The sequence below is a fragment of the Micromonospora sp. NPDC051924 genome, from assembly GCF_055586005.1.
In genome coordinates, this window is sequence record NZ_JBVJJA010000004.1 from 58741 (window position 1) to 76639 (window position 17899).

Annotated in this window: 13 protein-coding genes; 8 read left to right on the top strand and 5 right to left on the bottom strand. The window is 73.3% G+C overall.

Going from position 1 to position 17899, the window contains the following annotated elements:
• Window positions 1–12: 12 nt before the first annotated feature.
• From ACZ6S5_RS04040 to ACZ6S5_RS04050, 3 genes are all read left to right on the top strand, one after another.
• Entirely contained in the window at window positions 13–1650 is a 1638-nt protein-coding gene (locus ACZ6S5_RS04040) for an ABC-F family ATP-binding cassette domain-containing protein (RefSeq protein WP_465997512.1), read from the top strand.
• Between the two features lie 38 nt (window positions 1651–1688).
• On the top strand, window positions 1689–2009 hold the full coding sequence (locus ACZ6S5_RS04045; RefSeq protein ID WP_465997514.1) for a hypothetical protein: 321 nt from the start codon (window positions 1689–1691) through the stop codon (window positions 2007–2009).
• 97 nt (window positions 2010–2106) lie between these two features.
• A complete protein-coding gene (locus ACZ6S5_RS04050; RefSeq protein WP_465997515.1) occupies window positions 2107–2832 on the top strand; it encodes a methyltransferase domain-containing protein in 726 nt (241 codons plus the stop codon).
• Here the strand turns inward: ACZ6S5_RS04050 and ACZ6S5_RS04055 are convergent.
• A complete protein-coding gene (locus tag ACZ6S5_RS04055; RefSeq protein WP_465997517.1) occupies window positions 2776–3840 on the bottom strand; it encodes a LacI family DNA-binding transcriptional regulator in 1065 nt (354 codons plus the stop codon). The genes ACZ6S5_RS04050 and ACZ6S5_RS04055 overlap by 57 nt on opposite strands.
• 100 nt (window positions 3841–3940) lie before the next feature.
• Window positions 3941–5446, bottom strand: a complete 1506-nt coding sequence (locus tag ACZ6S5_RS04060) for an amino acid permease (RefSeq protein ID WP_465997519.1) — start codon at window positions 5444–5446, stop codon at window positions 3941–3943.
• Window positions 5447–5751: 305 nt separating this feature from the next.
• Between ACZ6S5_RS04060 and ACZ6S5_RS04065 the strand changes: the two genes are divergently transcribed.
• Both ACZ6S5_RS04065 and ACZ6S5_RS04070 read left to right on the top strand, forming a co-directional pair.
• A complete protein-coding gene (locus ACZ6S5_RS04065) occupies window positions 5752–7413 on the top strand; it encodes a glycoside hydrolase family 10-like protein (protein WP_465997521.1) in 1662 nt (553 codons plus the stop codon).
• 171 nt (window positions 7414–7584) lie between these two features.
• Entirely contained in the window at window positions 7585–8124 is a 540-nt protein-coding gene (locus tag ACZ6S5_RS04070) for a phospholipase (protein WP_465997523.1), read from the top strand.
• An 86-nt stretch (window positions 8125–8210) separates the two neighbouring features.
• On the opposite strand, the gene ACZ6S5_RS04075 is transcribed toward ACZ6S5_RS04070, so the two are convergent.
• A complete protein-coding gene (locus ACZ6S5_RS04075) occupies window positions 8211–11030 on the bottom strand; it encodes an ATP-binding protein (protein WP_465997525.1) in 2820 nt (939 codons plus the stop codon).
• Between the two features lie 158 nt (window positions 11031–11188).
• Window positions 11189–11410 (bottom strand): FmdB family zinc ribbon protein, encoded by a 222-nt coding sequence (locus ACZ6S5_RS04080; RefSeq protein ID WP_465997526.1) that lies wholly within the window; start codon window positions 11408–11410, stop codon window positions 11189–11191.
• Between the two features lie 56 nt (window positions 11411–11466).
• Between ACZ6S5_RS04080 and ACZ6S5_RS04085 the strand changes: the two genes are divergently transcribed.
• From ACZ6S5_RS04085 to ACZ6S5_RS04095, 3 genes are all read left to right on the top strand, one after another.
• Window positions 11467–12651 carry a lytic transglycosylase domain-containing protein gene (locus ACZ6S5_RS04085; RefSeq protein ID WP_465997835.1) on the top strand — a complete coding sequence of 395 codons (1185 nt, stop codon included), beginning with the start codon at window positions 11467–11469 and terminating at the stop codon, window positions 12649–12651.
• 72 nt (window positions 12652–12723) lie between these two features.
• Window positions 12724–13740 (top strand): GNAT family N-acetyltransferase, encoded by a 1017-nt coding sequence (locus ACZ6S5_RS04090; protein WP_465997837.1) that lies wholly within the window; start codon window positions 12724–12726, stop codon window positions 13738–13740.
• Between the two features lie 95 nt (window positions 13741–13835).
• Window positions 13836–17111, top strand: coding sequence for a lamin tail domain-containing protein (locus ACZ6S5_RS04095; protein WP_465997528.1), 3276 nt, complete (start codon window positions 13836–13838; stop codon window positions 17109–17111).
• A gap of 56 nt (window positions 17112–17167) precedes the next feature.
• On the opposite strand, the gene ACZ6S5_RS04100 is transcribed toward ACZ6S5_RS04095, so the two are convergent.
• Entirely contained in the window at window positions 17168–17671 is a 504-nt protein-coding gene (locus ACZ6S5_RS04100) for a helix-turn-helix domain-containing protein (RefSeq protein ID WP_465997530.1), read from the bottom strand.
• Window positions 17672–17899 lie beyond the last annotated feature (228 nt).

Consider the following 17899-nt stretch of genomic DNA (forward strand, 5'->3'; position numbering starts at 1 on the left):
CTCGGTCTCCTCATGAGCGCCACGTTGATCGCCAAGGATCTCACCGCCGGACACGGTGACCGCCTGCTCTTCGCCGGTCTGGACCTCGTCGTCGCCCCGGGCGACGTGATCGGGCTGGTCGGGGTGAACGGCGCCGGCAAGTCCACGCTGCTGCGTACCCTCGCCGGGCTCCAGCCCCGGGAGGAGGGCTCGCTGTCGTTGAGCCCGCCCACCGCCACGGTCGGCTACCTGCCGCAGGAACCGGAGCGCCGGCCGGGCGAGACGGTCCGCGACTTCCTGGCCCGGCGGACCGGGGTGGCCGCGGCGCAGGCCGCGCTGGACGCCGCGACCGAGGCGCTCACCGCCGGGGCCGAGGGCGCCGACGACGCGTACGCCGGGGCGCTGGAGCGCTGGCTCGACCTGGGCGGCGCGGACCTGGACGAACGCGCCGAGCAGGTCGCCGCGGAGCTGGGCCTGACGGTCGACCTCGACCACCCGATGACCGCCCTCTCCGGCGGCCAGGCGGCCCGCGCCGGGCTGGCCTCCCTGCTGCTCAGCCGCTACGACGTCTTCCTGCTCGACGAGCCCACCAACGACCTGGACCTGGCCGGCCTGGACCGGCTGGAACGGTTCGTCACCGGGCTGCGGGCCGGGACGGTGCTGGTCAGCCACGACCGGGAGTTCCTGACCCGGACGGTGACCCGGGTGCTTGAGCTGGACCTGCACCAGCGGCAGGTCCGGCACTACGGCGGCGGCTACGCGGCGTACCTGGAGGAGCGGGAGGTGGCCCGCCGGCACGCCCGCGACGAGTACGAGGAGTACGCCGACACCCGGGCCGAGCTGGAGGCGCGGGCGCGGACGCAGCGCGCCTGGATGGAGAAGGGCGTCAAGAACGCCCGGCGCAAGGCCACCGACAACGACAAGATCGGCCGCAAGTTCCGCGCCGAGTCCACCGAGAAGCAGGCGGCGAAGGCCAAGCAGACCGCACGGCTGATCGAGCGGCTGGAGGTGGTCGAGGAGCCGCGCAAGGAGTGGGAACTGCGGATGGAGATCGCCGCCGCGCCCCGCGCCGGCGCCGTCGTGGCCTCGCTCCGGGGTGCCGTCGTACGCCGGGGCGGCTTCACCCTCGGCCCGGCGGACCTCCAGATCGACTGGGCCGACCGGGTGGCGATCACCGGGGCGAACGGCTCCGGCAAGAGCACCCTGCTCGCGGCCCTGCTGGGCCGGCTGCCCCTCGACGAGGGGTACGCGGCGCTCGGCCCCGGCGTGGTGGTGGGCGAGGTCGACCAGGCCCGCGGGCTCTTCCTCGGCGACCAGCCCCTGGTGGACGCCTTCGGCGCCGCCGTGCCGGAGCTGGCCCCGGCCGACGTGCGCACGCTGCTGGCCAAGTTCGGGCTGCGCGCGGACCACGTGCTGCGGCCGGCGGCGACCCTCTCCCCGGGCGAGCGGACCCGGGCCGCGCTGGCGTTGCTCCAGGGGCGCGGGGTGAACCTGCTGGTGCTGGACGAGCCGACCAACCACCTGGACCTGCCGGCGATCGAGCAGCTGGAGGCGGCCCTGGCCACGTACCCGGGGACGCTGCTGCTGGTGACCCACGACCGGCGGATGCTGGACGCGGTGAGCGTCAACCGGCGGCTCCGGGTGACGGCCGGACGGATCGCCGAGGATTGATCCGTGCCGACCCGGTCGCGCCGGGTGAGAATGACCCCATGCTCAAGTGGGAGTACGCGCTGCTGGTCCGCCGCCGCCAGGCCGCCTCCACCGACATCGGGTGGGAGGTCGTCTTCATCTGGTATGGCCCGGACGGCTCCATGATCGACGTCACGCCGTACGGCGACACCGCGCTGGCCCACCTGAACCGGGCCGGTGACCAGGGCTGGGAACTGGTCGCGATGAGTGAGGACCCCTCCCTGCCCGGCAACAACGAGCTGCACCGCTATCACCTCAAGCGGCCCAGGGCCGCCGCGCCGCAGCCCCGCCAGCGGATGCGCGGCGCCGGTCGGACCGCCCGCCGCACCATCGCCGGCTGAGGCGGCGACGGGAGGCCGGCACTCCCGCACACGATGTGGCCCCGGATCCAGGCATACCGGGCGGGGATGCGGGTATCGCGCCGCGCGGAGGTGGCGCATGGTGGCGATGGGGCATTCCGCACCCTCGGCCGAGCGGCTGACCGTGGTCGACGGGTTCCTCGCCGAGGCGTGGGCCGACCTGGCCGCGCACGACGACCGGCTGCGCGGGCTCGCCGTCGAGGTGCGCTTCGACCGGGGGGTGGCGCACCTGAACGGCGAGGTCGCCGACCCGGCCCAGCTCCGGCTGGTCCGGGAGTTGGTGGGCCGCCTCGCCGGGGTGCTCGGCGTGTGGTGCCGGGTGGCCGTCGCCGGCCGTACGCCGGTGGTGGTGGACCTGGGCTGCGGGGCGACCAAGCAGTGGCCGGGCAACCTGGGGCTGGACATCTACCCGGCGGCCGGGGTGGACGCGGTCGCCGACCTGTCCGGTTCGCTGCCGCTCGCCGACGACTCGGTCGACGTGTTCTTCGCGGTGCACATCCTGGAGCACCTGATCGACTTCCTGCCCCTGCTGGACGAGTGCCACCGGGCGCTCCGGCCGGGCGGCGTGCTGCACGTGATGAGCCCGTGGTGGCGGCACGTGAACGCGGTGGCCGACCCCACCCACGTACGACTGCTGGACGTGCAGACGTTCAAGGGGATCTGCGGTCAGCGTCCGCCGGGCAGCCCGCGCTGGTACCCGCTGCACGTCGGCTGCGACGGCGCCTCAGTCTTCGCCGACCTCACCCCGCTAGCCGCCGACGCGCCGCCCCCGGCCAGGTCCCACCTCGCCCGCTTCTTCGACTGACCAGGGAGCGGGGGCGCTCTCGCGGAGAACCAGGCGGTGGGGAGCGATCAGCTCCCTCGGTGGGGCATCGGGGTCGGCGGTGCGGCGGGTGGCGAGCAGGTCGACCGCCAGGCGGGCGATGCCCTCCTTGTCCGGGGAGACCGCGCTGAGGGTGGGGACCGAGAAGCGGCCGTCCTCGATGTCGTCGAACCCGGCCACCGCCACGTCCTCGGGCGCCCGCAGCCCGGCCTCGTGCAGGGCGCGCAGCGCGCCGAGGGCGAGGGTGTCGTTGAAGCAGAAGACGGCGTCGGGGCGTACCCCGGAGGAGAGCAGGCGCCGCATGGCGGCCGCGCCGTCCGCGCGGTGCCAGGCCGGCGCGGACGCCACCAGGCGCTCGTCGTAGTCGATGCCGGCCTCGGCCAACGCGGCGGCGTAGCCGGCCAGCCGGAGCCGGGAGCCGGCGCCCTCGGGGGTGCGCTGCGCGCCGATCGCGGCGATCCGGCGGCGACCCAGCCCGACCAGGTGGGCGGTGATCTCCCGGGCGGCGGCGACGTTGTCGACCACCACGTGGTCGGCGGTGCCGTGCTCGACCCGCTCGCCGAGCAGCACGATGGGCAGTCCGGCGAGGCCGGCGAGGTCTTCGCCGCCGAGCGCCAGCGGGCTGAGGATCAGACCGTCGATCATGTGGTCGACGATCCCGCTGGCGGCCTCGCGTTCCTGCTCGCGACCGCCGCCGGTCTGGTCGATCAGCACCGTCCAGCCGTGCCCGGCGGCGGCGTCGACCACGTGCCGGGCCAGCTCGGCGAAGTACGGCAGGTCCAGCCCCGGCACGGCCAGGGCGATCACCCCGGTCCGCCCCTTGCGCAGGTTGCGGGCGGAGAGGTTGGGCCGGTAGTGCAGCGCGGCGATGGCCTGCTCGACCCGGGCCCGGGTGTCCGGGCGGACGTGCAGATAGCCGTTGACCACGTTGGACACCGTCTTGACCGACACGCCGGCCCGTTCCGCGACGTCCTTGAGCCTCGGTCGCACCGGCGGTCCTCCCCCTGTCGGTGGCTGCCGGCACTGTACCGTCGCGGCGCTTCCCGCCACCGTCGCCTCGGATCGGTGAAGAGAAGCGCCGCGCGGCGGGTCAGCTCGCGTCGACGGGCTGCCTCGATCCGGGGACCTGGCCGGCCCGCTCCCGCCGGGCCAGGCGGTTGCGCCGGTGGCCGTAGCCGAAGTAGATGAGGCTGCCGAGCAGCATCCAGGCGAGGAACCGGATCCAGGTCTCCACCGACAGGTTGAGCATCAGGTAGAGGCAGGCCAGCGCCGACACGATCGGCAGCACCGGGGAGAACGGCACCTTGAACGGCCGGTCCAGGTCCGGACGGCGCCGCCGCAGGATCGGCACCGCGACGGACACCAGCACGAACGCGCAGAGCGCGCCGATGCTGACCAGGTCGGCCAGCGCGGAGAGCGGCAGGAAGCCGGCGAGCAGCGCGACGACGATGGTCATGGTGGCCGCGATCCGGTACGGGGTGCCCCAGCGCGGGTGCACCTTCGCGATCGACGGCGGGATCAGCCCGTCCCGGGAAATGGCGAACCCGATCCGGCCCATCGCCACCAGCCCGACCAGGATCACGCTGGTCAGCCCGGCGATGGCCGCCATCGACACCAGGATCGCGGCCCAGCCGGCTCCGGCCGCTTTGAACGCCGAGGCGATCGGCGCGCCCTCGTTGATCTGGCGGTAGGGCACCATGCCGACCACGACCAGCGAGACGCCGATGTACAGCACGGTGGAGATCACCAGCGTGCCGAGCAGGCCGAGCGGCAGGTCGCGGCGGGGCTTGCGGGTCTCCTCACCGAGGTTCGCCACGGCCTCGAAGCCGGTGTACGCGAAGAACACCACCGCGGCGGCGGTGAGCACTCCGGCGAAGCCGAAGACGGAGGGTTCCAGCCCGAAGATGGCCTGGGTGACCGGCTGCCGGATGCCGTCCTCGCCACTGCTCGCCGGCTCGGCGGAAGGGATGAACGGGCTGAGGTTGGCCGCCTTCACGAAGAACAGCCCGGCGACCACGATGAAGACGCAGATGGCCACCTTGACCAGCACCAGCAGGTTGGTCACCCGGGCCGACTGGCGGATGCCGACGATGGCCACCACCCCGAGGATCAGGACGATGGCGATGGCGCCGAGGTTGACGACGCTGCCCTCCTCGCCGAACCACGCGCTGGGCAGGTTCAACAGTTCGGCCAGGTAGCCGGACCAGCCGCGGGCCACCACCGCCGAGCCGAGCGCGAACTCCAGCAGCAGGTCCCAGCCGATGATCCAGGCGACGATCTCGCCCATCGTCGCGTACGCGTAGGTGTAGGCGCTGCCGGCGGTCGGCACGCTGGACGCCAGCTCGGCGTAGCAGAGCGCGGCGAGCAGGGCGACCACGCCCGCGATGGCGAACGAGATCACCACGCCGGGGCCCGCGTGGTTCTTCGCCTCGATGCCGGTCAGCGTGAAGATGCCGGTGCCGATCACCATGCCGATGCCGAAGCCCATGAGGTCGAGTGCGCCGAGCCGGCGGCGCAGACCGGGACGTCCGTCGCTGCCGTCGGCCTCCCCCTGAGCGATCACGTCCCTGATCGGTTTGGTCCGCAGGACGGACACGGATCACCTCCTCAGCGTGCGACCACCACGGTGGCGGTCCGGTGACCGGCCAAGGTACCCAGCCGACCCTCGGCCGACCCCGCACCCGCCGTGTTGGAAAGGTCACGGAACCCGCTGTGGCCTGGCTCACCCTCGGACGTTCGGCCCCACCTGCGCATCGATCCGCCCGGAGGTCTTGCGCACCATCGGGATTGATGAAAGTTTTCTACCGGTGGCAGATGTTCTGCGGCGAATCTTGCCGGATGCGTCGGGCGTCCGCCGCCACCCGACACTGCCCGGGAGCCCCAACGAAGGGACCGCACCGCATGAAGGCAACTCGGCTCAGAGCCGCCGGGCTGGCCGTGGCGCTGCTCGGCGCGCTCGTCGCCGGCACCCCCGCGGCCGCCGCCGAAAACGACACCACGTCCGATACCACCACGACCACCTGCGTCACCGACCCGGCCACGCCCAAGCGGCAGTTCCGGGCCATGTGGATCGCCTCGGTGACGAACATCGACTGGCCCAGCAAGGCCTCGTGGACCGATCCGGACCAGGTCGCCAAGCAGAAGGCCGAGTACCTGGGCTGGCTCGACCTGGCGCAGAAGCTGCACCACAACGCCGTCGTCGTGCAGGTGCGCCCGACCGCTGACGCGTTCTGGCCGTCGCCGTACGAGCCGTGGTCGGAGTACCTCACCGGGGTGCGCGGCCAGAACCCGGGCTGGGACCCGCTGGCCTTCCTGGTCGAGGAGTCGCACAAGCGGAACCTGGAGTTCCACGCCTGGATGAACCCGTACCGGGTCTCCATGCCGGCCCCGGGCGGCGCCGGCGCGGACCTGTCGAAGCTCGCCCCGGACGCCCCGGCCCGGCAGCACCCGGACTGGGTCTTCGCGTACCCGCCGGCCGGGGCGGCCGGCAGCCGGCTCTACTACAACCCGGGCATCCCCGAGGTCCGCGAGTTCGTGCAGACCGCGATGATGGACGCGGTCAACCGGTACGACATCGACGGTGTGCACTTCGACGACTACTTCTACCCGTACCCGAGCGGCACGTACCAGGTGCCGGACGACGCCACCTTCGCCCAGTACAACCGGGGCTTCACCAACAAGGCCGACTGGCGGCGGGACAACATCAACCTGCTGGTCCAGGAGATGAACGCCAAGATCAAGGCGGCCAAGCCGTGGGTGAAGTTCGGGGTCAGCCCGTTCGGCATCTGGCGCAACAAGAGCGTGGACCCGAACGGCTCGGACACCACCGGCAGCCAGTCGTACGACATCATCTCCGCCGACACCCGTAAGTGGATCAAGGAGGAGTGGATCGACTACGTGGTGCCGCAGCTCTACTGGTACATCGGCCAGTACCCGGCCGCCGACTACGCCCGGCTGGTGCCGTGGTGGGCCGAGCAGGTCCGCGGCACGAACGTCCAGCTCTACATCGGCCAGGCCGACTACAAGAGCGGCGAGCCGGCGTACGGCTCGTACTGGATGAACCCGTACGAGCTGTCCAACCACCTGACGCTCAACCGGTCGTACCCGGAGGTGCTCGGCAACGTGCACTTCTCCGCGGTGCAGGTGAAGGCGAACCGGCTCGGCGCCACCGACATCTACGCGGCCGAGCACTACTCCCGCCCGGCGCTGGTGCCGACCATGTCCCAGCTCCCGTCGCGGCCGCTGCTCGCCCCGGTGCTCACCGACGCCGAGCGGCAGTCCGACGGCGTACGCCTGAGCTGGCGGCAGCCGGCGAACGGCGAGGGCCCGCTCGGCGCCGCCACCTCGTACGCGATCTACCGGTTCGACGGCGCCGGCCTCGCCGACCGGTGCGACTTCGCCGACGCGGCCCACCTGGTCGGCACCGTTCGGGGCACCGACGGTGACGTGCAGTCCTGGGTGGACACGACGGCGGCGGCCGACGGGCACTACACCTACTACGTGAGCGCCCTGGACCGGTCCTGGAACGAGGGCCCGGTCAGCCCGCCGCGCTTCATACGCTGACCCGGCGCGAATGCCCCGGACCCGTTCGCGGTCCGGGGCATTCGTCTGTTTGGACGCATGTCACCAACCGGTCGCCCCGGGCATCGCCGCGCGTCGCCCAGTTGATCGAGAATGATCGACACCCGGCTATCCCCGGAGGCCCTGCCCTCGCCCATCCCCGCGGAGGTTCCCGTGTCCCGACGTCTCGCCACCGTACTCGCCGCCGGCACGTTCTCCCTGCTCACCGCCCTCGGCGTAGCCTCGCCCGCCGCCGCCGCGGTGAGCACCGAACAGAAGCTCTCCGTCCTCTACAGCTGGACCCAGACCAGCGCGACGAGCTACAACGCCTGGAACGCCGGCCGGCTCAACAAGGCCGCCTGGGCCGACTACAACTTCGACTGGTCGACCGACTACTGCTCGTCGAGCCCGGACAACCCGCTCGGCTTCAACTTCAGCCTCTCCTGCTACCGGCACGACTTCGGCTACCGCAACTACAAGGCGATGGGCCAGTTCTCCGCCAACAAGTCCCGCCTGGACAGCGCCTTCTACGCCGACCTGAAGCGGGTCTGCGCCACGTACAACATCGTGGTCCGGCCCGCCTGCTACAGCCTGGCCTGGACGTACTACGAGGCGGTCAGCGTCTTCGGCTCGGTCGCCGCGGTGAAGCAGGCCGACATCGACCGCGCCGCCCGGATCAAGGCCGACGCCGAGCGCCGCGCCGCCCGGCGCTGAACTCCCGCGCCCGCACCCGCTCCTGCGCCTCGTCGATCAAGAAGTTTGCGTCGCCGTCCGCCCGGATGGCGACGCAACCTTCTTGATCAACCCGTGGTGGAGCGGGGGAAGCGGGGGGAGGTGGGGCGGCGCGGGGTGGGGGTGGTGAAGCGGGGGGAGTCGGTGGCGAGGTCGGGGTGCTCGACCTCGAGGGCCAGTGCCGCCGCCTCCTCCAGGGCCAGCTCGCCGCCCGCCGCGTACGCGGCGTCGAACGCCCCGTCGTCGAGCACCCGGCGCAGCTCCGCCTGCCGTTCCAGCCAGTACGGCCCGTAGATGCCCGGGGTGGCGCGCAGGCTCGCCCGGGTGGCCTGGGCCGCGCCGAAGAGCCGGGCCGCGGTGAGCGGGTCGCCGCCCAGCGCGCAGCGCACCGCGATCGCATTCACCGTGTCGCAGGCCTGGCCCAGGTAGCCGTGGCTCATCCGGGAGCGGAGCGCCACCAGCAGGTGCTCGTGCGCGGCGACCAGGTCGCCCCGGTCCAGCGCCACCAGGCCGAGCAGCATGTCCACCGAGCGCCGGCCCCGCTCGACCGGGCGGGCCGCCTCCACCGGGCGGGCCCCGCCGAGCAGCTCGGCCGCCTCGTCCAGCGCGCCCCGGCGCCAGAGCAGCTCGGCGAGGTTGTAGACGGCCAGCAGCGCGTCCGAGACCACGTCCTGCGCGTACGCCCAGTCGATGACCTCACGGCAGACCCGCTCCGCCTCGGCGAACTGTCCCATGTCGACCAGCGGTGCAGCACGCCCCGCCAGGACCCGGGCCAGCAGCCCCAGGTCACCGGCCTGCCGGGCGGCCGCCTCGGCCCGCTGCGAGTAGCGCAGCTCCTCGGCGAACTCCCCGTCCGCGCCGGCGTGCAGCGAGTGCATGTGGTACGCCGCCGCCAGCTCCGCCTCCGGGATCGGCTCGCCGGTCTCGGCGATCCGGCCGTAGAGGCGGAACAGCCAGAGCCGGCCCTCCCGGGCCAGTCCCCGCTCCCGCCACCACTGGTCCAGCCCGCCAGCCAGCCGCAGGCCCGCACGGGCACTGCCGCCGGTGGCGCACCAGCGCAGCGCGGCGCGCAACTCCCCGGCGAGCGGGTCGAGCGCGTACAGGGAGAGGGTGACGGGGCGGCCGTCCGGGCCGAGGTGGGCGCGCTCCAGGGCGTGCCGGGACCAGGCGACGTGCCGGTCCCGGGCGGTCTGCTCCTCACCGGCCTCGACCAGCCGGCGGGCCGCGTACGCCCGGATCGGGTCGAGCATCCGGTAGGTGCTGCCCGAGGCGTGCGGCTCGGCCAGCACCATCGACTTGTCCACCAGCACCGAGAGCGGGTCGAGCGGGTCGTCGTCGAGCAGCCACTGCACCGTCGGCAGGTCCACCGGCCCGGCGAAGACCGCCAGCCAGCGCAGCAGCCGGGCCGAGCGCGCGCCCAACGTCCGGTACGACCAGGTCACCGTGGCCTGCATGGTCAGGTGACGTTCGCTGGCCGAGCGCTGCACGGCCCGGGTCGCCGGGGTCGGTGGGGCGGCCCCGGTCGCGGCGGCCACCAGATCCACGGTGTCCTGCTGGTTGCCGCTCCAACCGGCCTCCACCGGGGGCGGCTCGGGCTCCTCCCGCCCCGCGTCCAGGGTGCCCAGCATGTCGTCGAGGCGTTCGGCGAGCTGCCCGGCCGAGAGCACCCGGAGCCGGGCGGCGGCCAGCTCGATGGCGAGCGGCAGCCCGTCCAGCCGGCGGACCACCCGGCGCAGATCGGCCTGCTCGGCAGGGTCCGGCGGCCGGCCGCCCCGGGCCGCCGCCGTCCGGTCCAGCAGCAGGGCCACCCCGTCGCTCGCCCCGCCGTCCGGACCGGGGTCCACCGAGAGCGGGGGGATCCGCCAGACCACCTCGCCGGGCAGCCCGAACGACTCCCGGCTGGTGGCGACCACCCGCACGCCCCGACCGCCGGCCAGTAGCCGGGAGATCGCCTCGGCCGAGGACGCCGGTTGGGCGTCGCAGGTGTCCAGCACGATCAGCATCCGGCGGGCGGCCGCGTACTCGACCAGGGTGTCCACCACCGGGCGGCCGGGCTCCGGGCGGAGCCCGAGCACGGCGGCGATCTCGAACGCCACCAGGCCCGGGTCGGTCACCGCGGCGACGTCGACGAACCACACCCCGTCCGGGTACGCCTCGACGATCCCCGAGGCCAGCTCCACCGCCAGCCGCGTCTTGCCGGCGCCGCCCGCCCCCACCACGGTCACCAGGCGGTACGTGTCGACCAGCCGGCGCAGCTCGGCCCGTTCCACCTCCCGGCCGACGAACGAGGTGACCTGGGTGGGCAGGTTGTGCGGTACCGCCTCGGCGGTCCGCGGCCGGGGGAAGCTCCGCTCCAGACCGGGTGCCACCAGCTGGAACAGCCGCTCCCGGTCGTCGAAGCCGCGCAGCCGGTGCAGCCCGAGGTCCAACAGGGACGCCCCGTCCGGCAGCGGCTCGGCGTGCCGGGCCGTGGCGGCCGAGCAGAGCACCTGTCCACCGTGGGCGGCGGCGGCCACCCGGGCCGCCCGGTGCACCTCGGGGCTGGCGTACTCACCGTCGCGAGGTTCGGCGTACCCGGTGTGCAGGCCCATCCGCACCCGGGGCGCGGCCTCCGGGGTGGGCCAGTCGTGGCTGGCCAGCGCGCGTTGCGCGGTGAGGCAGGCGGTCAACGCGACGGCCGCGTCGCCGAACGCGAGAAAGAACGAGTCCCCCTCGGTCAGCAGCTCCGCCCCGTCGGTGCCGGCCAACGTGTCGCGCAGCAGTCGACGGTGTTCCCGCAGCACCGGGCGGTAGCCCGGACCGAGCAGCTGGGCCAGCCGGGTCGAGCCCTCGATGTCGGTGAACACGAAGGTCACCCATCCGCTCGGGAGGTGGATCCGTGGCGACATGCGTGGAACCTCCGCCCCCTGACGTCGGGTTCATGCTGCCCTATGATCACGCCGTCACGCATCGTGAGAACGGTCGGGCAGATTCCGACCCAAGGTGCCAAAGGATCACACCGCCGGCAAGGAACACCTCGACCGGCGAGACGAGGTGAAGGGGCGGCTCAGCAGCCGCAGGCGCCGCCACAGCAGCCGCCACCGGCCGGCGCGCCACCACCGCCGACCGGCCCGGCCCCGCCCCGGCCGGTGACCGCGACGGTGGACAGCAACTTCACCGTGTCGGCGTGCCCGTGCGGGCAGGAGGCCGGCTGGCCGGCCTCGGCCATCGGGCGGTTGACCTCGAAGGTGTCGCCGCAGGAGCGGCAGCGGAACTCGTACCGGGGCATGTTCCCAGCGTACGACCGGGCCTGACGACGGGGCGGGCATGGGTGATACTCGACGGGTGGTGGACGGCGAGGAGCGCATGACGGTTCGACCCCTGCGACCGGCCGCGCCGCCCGACGGCGACGCCGGCCACCGGCCCGTCCCGCAACCCCGCCGCACCACGGACCCGCAGCCGGCGACCGCCGACGCGAAGCCAGCCGACGCCAGCGCGAAGCCGGCGACCGCCGACGCGAAGCCGGCCGACGCCACCGCCGAGCCAGACCCGGACGCGCCCGGGAAGGACGCACCGGCCGGCGGCCGGCGGCGGCGTGTCCCGTTCGCGCACGCGATCCGGGTGCCACCGCCCCGGCAGCTCGCCGTGGGCGCGGCCCGGGCCACCCGCGCCTGGTCCGGTCGCCCGAGCGGGCGGACCACGCTGCCCGGCCTCTTCCTGCTCGTCCTCGTCGCGGCCACCGCGACGGCGGGCGCGCTGCTGGTGCCGGCCACCATCCGCAAGCCGGCCCCGGTGGCGGTGGACGCCTCCGCGAACGCCCCGACGCAGGGCGTGCCCGAGGGCGGCGCGGTGCCCGGCGCGCCCGCGCTGACCCCGCCGCCCCTCGGCGGCACCGGCGACCCGCTGGGGACCCTCACCCCGATGCCGACCGGGCCGGTCGTCGGGCCGGTGACCGGCCGTCCGTCGGACGCCCTGGCCGGGTGGGCCCAGCAGGTGAGCCAGCGGACCGGCATCCCGGTGGTGGCCCTCCAGGCGTACGGCTACACCGAGCGGGTGCTGGAGCAGACGCACCGGAGCTGCCAGCTCAGCTGGACCACGCTGGCCGCGATCGGTTACGTGGAGTCCCGGCACGGTTCGGCCAACGGCGCCACGCTCCGGCCGGACGGCGTCTCCACACCGGAGATCATCGGTCCCCCGCTCAACGGGCAGGGCGGCACGTCCCGGATTCCCGACAGCGACCAGGGCCAGCTCGACCGGGACACGGTCTGGGACCACGCGATCGGGCCGATGCAGTTCATCCCGGGCACCTGGCAGTCGGTCGGCGCGGACGGCGACAACGACGGCACGCGGAACCCGCACGACCTCGACGACGCCGCCCTGGCCGCCGGCAACTACCTGTGCCAGGGCGGCCGGAACATGAGCATCCCGGGCGACTGGTGGGGCGCCATCCTCTCGTACAACGACGTGCGCCGGTACGCCCAGGATGTCTTCGACAAGGCCAACGAGTACGGCCGGCTGAGCCGTACGTGACGTGACCGGTTGAATACATTCGAGAACTGGGCCCTTCCCCCGGGCACCGGTTGCCGGCAAGCTAGACGGGTGATGGTGCGCGAGTGGGACCCCCGGACCGCGTCCTCCGCCGAGATCGCGTCGCTGCTGGACACGCTGAACGCGGTTCTGGCGGCCGACCTGCCACAGGATCCACCGTGGCGGGAGAGTTCCATGCGGGAATATCTCTTCGAGGTGATGCCGGGTGAGCGGCGGATCGCCTGGGTCGCCCAGGCCGAACCCGCCTCCGACGGCAGCGCGGGCGCGGTCCTGGGCCATGTGAACGTGCTGCTCCTCGGCGGGATCGGAGTGCTGGAGGTGCTGGTCCACCCGGCGGCCCGGCGCACCGGGCTGGGCCGCGAGCTGGTCCGGGTGGCCGCCCGCCGGGTCTGGGACGAGGGCTTCCAGTCGATCGGCGTCGAGGTGGTCGGCGACACCCCGGCCGTGGCGTTCTACGAGTCGCTCGGCTTCACCCGGGAGTACGTCGAGACCCGCAGCGTGCTCGACCTAGGCGCGGTCGACTGGCCGGCGCTGACCGAGATGGCCGGTGGCGTCGGCGCCGGCTACCACCTGGACTTCTGCCCGGGCGGCCTGCCGGACGACCTGCTCGATGCGTACGCGCGGGCCAAGGCCGAGGTGCGCGACGTCGACGACGGCGAGCTGCGCCCCAGCTCGTACGATCCGCAGCGGCTCCGGGACAGCCTCGACACGCTGCACCGGCGGGGCATGAAGCCGTACATCGTGCTCGCCCTGCACGAGCAGACCGGCGAGGTGGCCGGGTTGACGGAGGTGGTGGTGCCGGCGCAGCACCCGACCCGGGCCGACCAGTACGACACCATCGTCGTCCGCGACCACCGGGGCTACGGCATCGACCGGGCCCTCAAGGCACGGATGCTGCTGGAGCTGCGCTCGGCCGAGCCGCAGCTGACCGAGGTGCAGACCTGGAACGCGCAGGCCAACGAGGCGATGCTGAAGGTCAACGCGGAGCTGGGCTACCGCCCCGACCGCGACTGGTGCGAATACGGCGTGGACGTCGCCGAGCTGGTGCACCGGCTCGACCCTCACCGCTGAAGGGCGTTCACCAAACGGCTGCCCGGGGGATGGACGCCGGACCGGAACGGCCCTTAACGTGCGTTTGTTCCCTGTCCACCCATCGTGGAGGCTCCATGCGCCCGCGCCGCTCCATTGCCGCGCTCGCGACCACCGCCGCCGTATCCCTGACGGCGGTCGGCTTCGCACCCCCCGCGGCCAGCGCCGCGTCCACCGACCTGTTCATCTCGGAGTACGTCGAGGGCTCGTCCAACAACAAGGCGATCGAGCTCTACAACGGAACCGGCGCCCCGGTCGACCTGACCGCCAGCGGTTACCAGCTCCAGTTCTTCTTCAACGGCGCCACCACGTCGACGAACGTGGCCCTGAGCGGCACCGTCGCGGCCGGCGACGTCTTCGTCTTCGCCGCCTCCTCGGCCGCGCCCGCCATCCTCGCGCAGGCCGACCAGACGTACGGCTCGTCCCTGTACAACGGCGACGACGCGGTCGTGCTGCGCAAGGGCACGACCGTGGTCGACTCGATCGGGCAGGTCGGCTTCGACCCGGGCACCGAGTGGGGCAGCGGGCTCACCAGCACCGCCGACAACACCCTGCGCCGGCTCCCCTCGGTGACCTCCGGCGACACCGACCCGTCGGACGTCTTCGACCCGGCCGTGCAGTGGGCCGGCTTCGCCACCGACACCTTCGACGGGCTGGGCAGCCACACCGTCGACCCCGGTGGCGGCCCGGTCGACCAGCCGGCGACCGTCACCTGCGGCGGCACGCTGATCGTCGAGGCCGGGGGCACCGCCACCCGCCAGGTCACCGCCACCGACGCCGACGACACGGTCACCGACCTGGCGGTCACCGCGGTCAGCCCGGCGCCGGCCGCCGGCTCGATCAGCCGTACCGCGCTCACCCCGGCCGCCGCGGCCGGCGGCACGGCCACCGCGACGGTGACCGCTACCGGCCTCCCGGCCGGGTCGTACGCGGTCACCGTGACCTCGACGGACGCCGACGGCGGCACCGCGACCTGCACGTTCACCGTGCAGGCGACCGCCGTGCTGTCGGTGGGCGAGGTGCAGGGCCGCACCGGCGACGACGAGAACGGCCGCACCGACCGGTCGCCGCTCGCCCCGGCCAGCGGCAACGGCACCAGCTCCACCCTGTACGACGTGCGCGGCGTGATCACCCAGAAGTCGCTCACCCGCAGCTCCGCCGGGGCCGACCAGTACGGCTTCTACCTGCAGAGCCGCACGGGCGCCGAGGACGGCGACCCGCTCACCGCGGACGGCATCTTCGTCTTCATGGGCTCGTTCACCACGCTGATCGGCGGCTACGCCCCGACCGTCGGCGACGAGGTGGTGCTGCGCGGGCGGGTCTCCGAGTACTTCAACCAGACCCAGCTCTCCAGCACCTCGCTGGTCCGCAAGCTCGACTCCGGGCTGGACGTGGACAGCGCCGTCCGGGTGTACGACGCGATCCCGCCGGCCGACGGGGCCGCGGCCGACCTGTTCTGGGAGCGGCACGAGGGCGAGCGGATGCGGGTCCGGTCCGGCAGCGGCGTGTCCGCCCCACGGCACATCTACGCCTCCACCGCCGACTCCGAGATCTACGTGGTGGACCGCGAGGACCCGATCATGCAGCGGACCGACCCGTACGCCCGCCGGGTGTTCCGGGACGCGCACCCGCTGGACGACATCCCGGGCATCCTCTTCGACAATGGCAACAACCAGCGCATCCTGTTGGGTGCCGGGGGCGTCAAGGCGACCGCCGGCGACTCCGCCGCGCTGCTGCCGGAGGCCCGGACGTACGACACCCTGACCGAGGACGCCTACGGCGCCATCTCGTACGCGTTCAGCAAGTACAGCGTGCAGCCGGAGCAGCTCACCCTGACCGGTGGCGTGGACCCGTCGGAGAACCACCCGCCGCAGCCGGCGGACCGGAACGCCGAGGTCGCGGTCGCCACGTACAACCTGGAGAACCTGTACGACTACCGGGACGACCCGTTCGACGGCTGCGATTTTGCCGGCAACTCGGGCTGCACCGGGGTCACCCCGCCGTTCGACTACGTGCCGGCCAGCGAGGCGGCGTACACCGACCGGCTGAACGTGGAGGCGCGGCAGATCGTCAACGCGCTGCGCAGTCCCGACCTGGTGCTGGTGCAGGAGGCCGAGGACCAGGACATCTGCTCGGTCACCGGGGGCGCGCTGGTCTGCGGCGACACGAACAACGCCGACGGCGCGCCGGACACCGTGCAGGAGCTGGCGCTCGCCATCGCGGCCAACGGCGGCCCCGCGTACGCGGCGGCGTACGACCGGACCGGCGCGGATGCCCGGGGCATCACCTCGGCGTTCCTCTACCGCACGGACCGGCTGACCCTGGCCGAGGCGACCGCCACCGACCCGCTGCTGGGCACCGCCCCGACGGTGCAGTACCGCTCGGCGGGTCTGCCGTCCAACGCGGACGTGCAGAACCCGAAGGCGTTCAACGCGGTGCTGCCGTCCGACGTGGACCGCTCCACCGGGGTGGACGGCTCGAACGTCTACACCCGCGCCGCGCAGCTGGCCAAGTTCACCGTGGCGGCCGCCCCCGGTTCGAGCGAGCACTACACGCTCTGGGCGGTCAGCAACCACTACTCGTCGGGCCCGGACACCCGGGTCGGGCAGCGGCGGGAGCAGGCCGCGTACGGCGCCGCACTGACCCAGGCGATCGAGGCGGCCGACCCGGACGCCCGGGTCATCTACGGCGGTGACCTCAACGTGTTCCCGCGACCGGACGACCCGATCGCCACGGCGGAGAACCCGACGCCGTCGGACCAGCTCGGCCCGCTGTACCAGGCCGGCATGCACAACCTCTGGGACGACCTGGCGGCGGAGGTGCCGGCGGCGGCCTACTCGTACACCTTCAGCGGGCAGGCGCAGACGCTGGACAACCTCTTCGTCAACGGCAAGCTCCACGACGACCTGGTGCAGGTCCGGGCGGCGCACATCAACGCCGACTACCCCACCGACGCCGAGGGCCTCGGCGACCGGGGGGCCAGCGACCACGACCCGCAGGTGGCCCGGTTCCGCTCCCGCGCGTCGCTGAGCGTGGCCGACACCTCGGTGGCCGAGGGCGACAAGGGTGACACCACCATGACCTTCACGGTGGCCGTCTCCCGGCCCCTCTCCGAGGCGGCGCTGATCTGCGCCACCACCTACGGCACCACGGCGTCGGCCGGGTCGGACTACGACGCGTACGTCGGCTGCCGGACGCTGGCCGCCGGCCAGACGTCGCTGACCTTCCCGGTGACCATCCGCGGTGACAAGAAGGTGGAGGCCGACGAGCAGCTCAAGCTGTACGTGGCCGGCGTGCCGGGGCTCCGGCTCGCCGACCCGGTCGCCGTCGGGACCATCCTGAACGACGACTGACGGCCTGTTCGCACGGCGGCCCGCCGTCCGGCTCACCAGCCGGGCGGCGGGCCGTTTCAGTAGCTCCACCGGCGGGGGTCCGGCGGGCGTGGCGTGGCACGGTACTTCGCCACCCGCACTTCCCACTGGCTCCGTCGCCGGCGCTCCTCGACGTCGACCGGGCAGCGGTGGAACGTCTCGGGCGGCCGGGCCAGACCGTAGATGTCGGCCCACGACTCCCCCGGCTTCGGATCGATGATCAGGTTGAGGTGCGACGGGTATCGGCGGCCGGCGCCATCGCGGATGCCCTCCCAGTCGGCCATCGGCTGGATGACCCGGCCGTCCTGGTCGACCACGGCCAGGTAGAGACCGGCCGCACCCAGGAGCCGTTCGAGGACGCGCAGGCTGGGGGTCATGGCGCCGGTCTCCACCCGGCCGACGGTGGACGGCGCCACGCCGGCGAAGCGGGCCATCTGTCGTTGACCGAGCCCGGCGATACGCCGGGCCTGTCGGACCAGCCCGGCGATCGGGAACGGGCCGATGCTCGGGCCGGTCGGCGGCGGATCGAGTGCACTGGCCATGTCCGGGAGCCTGCCCGGCACCGCACTTCCCGACAACCCCCTGTGGACAGACCTGTGGACAGCCCCCGACGCGCGGACACAGGCGCTGAGCGCAATCCAACATCGCACCCCACACCCCACACCCCCCCCTCTCGCCGCCTTTGCTCTGCTGCAGCGAAGGCAACACTGGGAGCGCTCCACTGTTGCGCGGACTGCAGCAGAGCAAAGGCGCTGCGGCATATGGGCCGG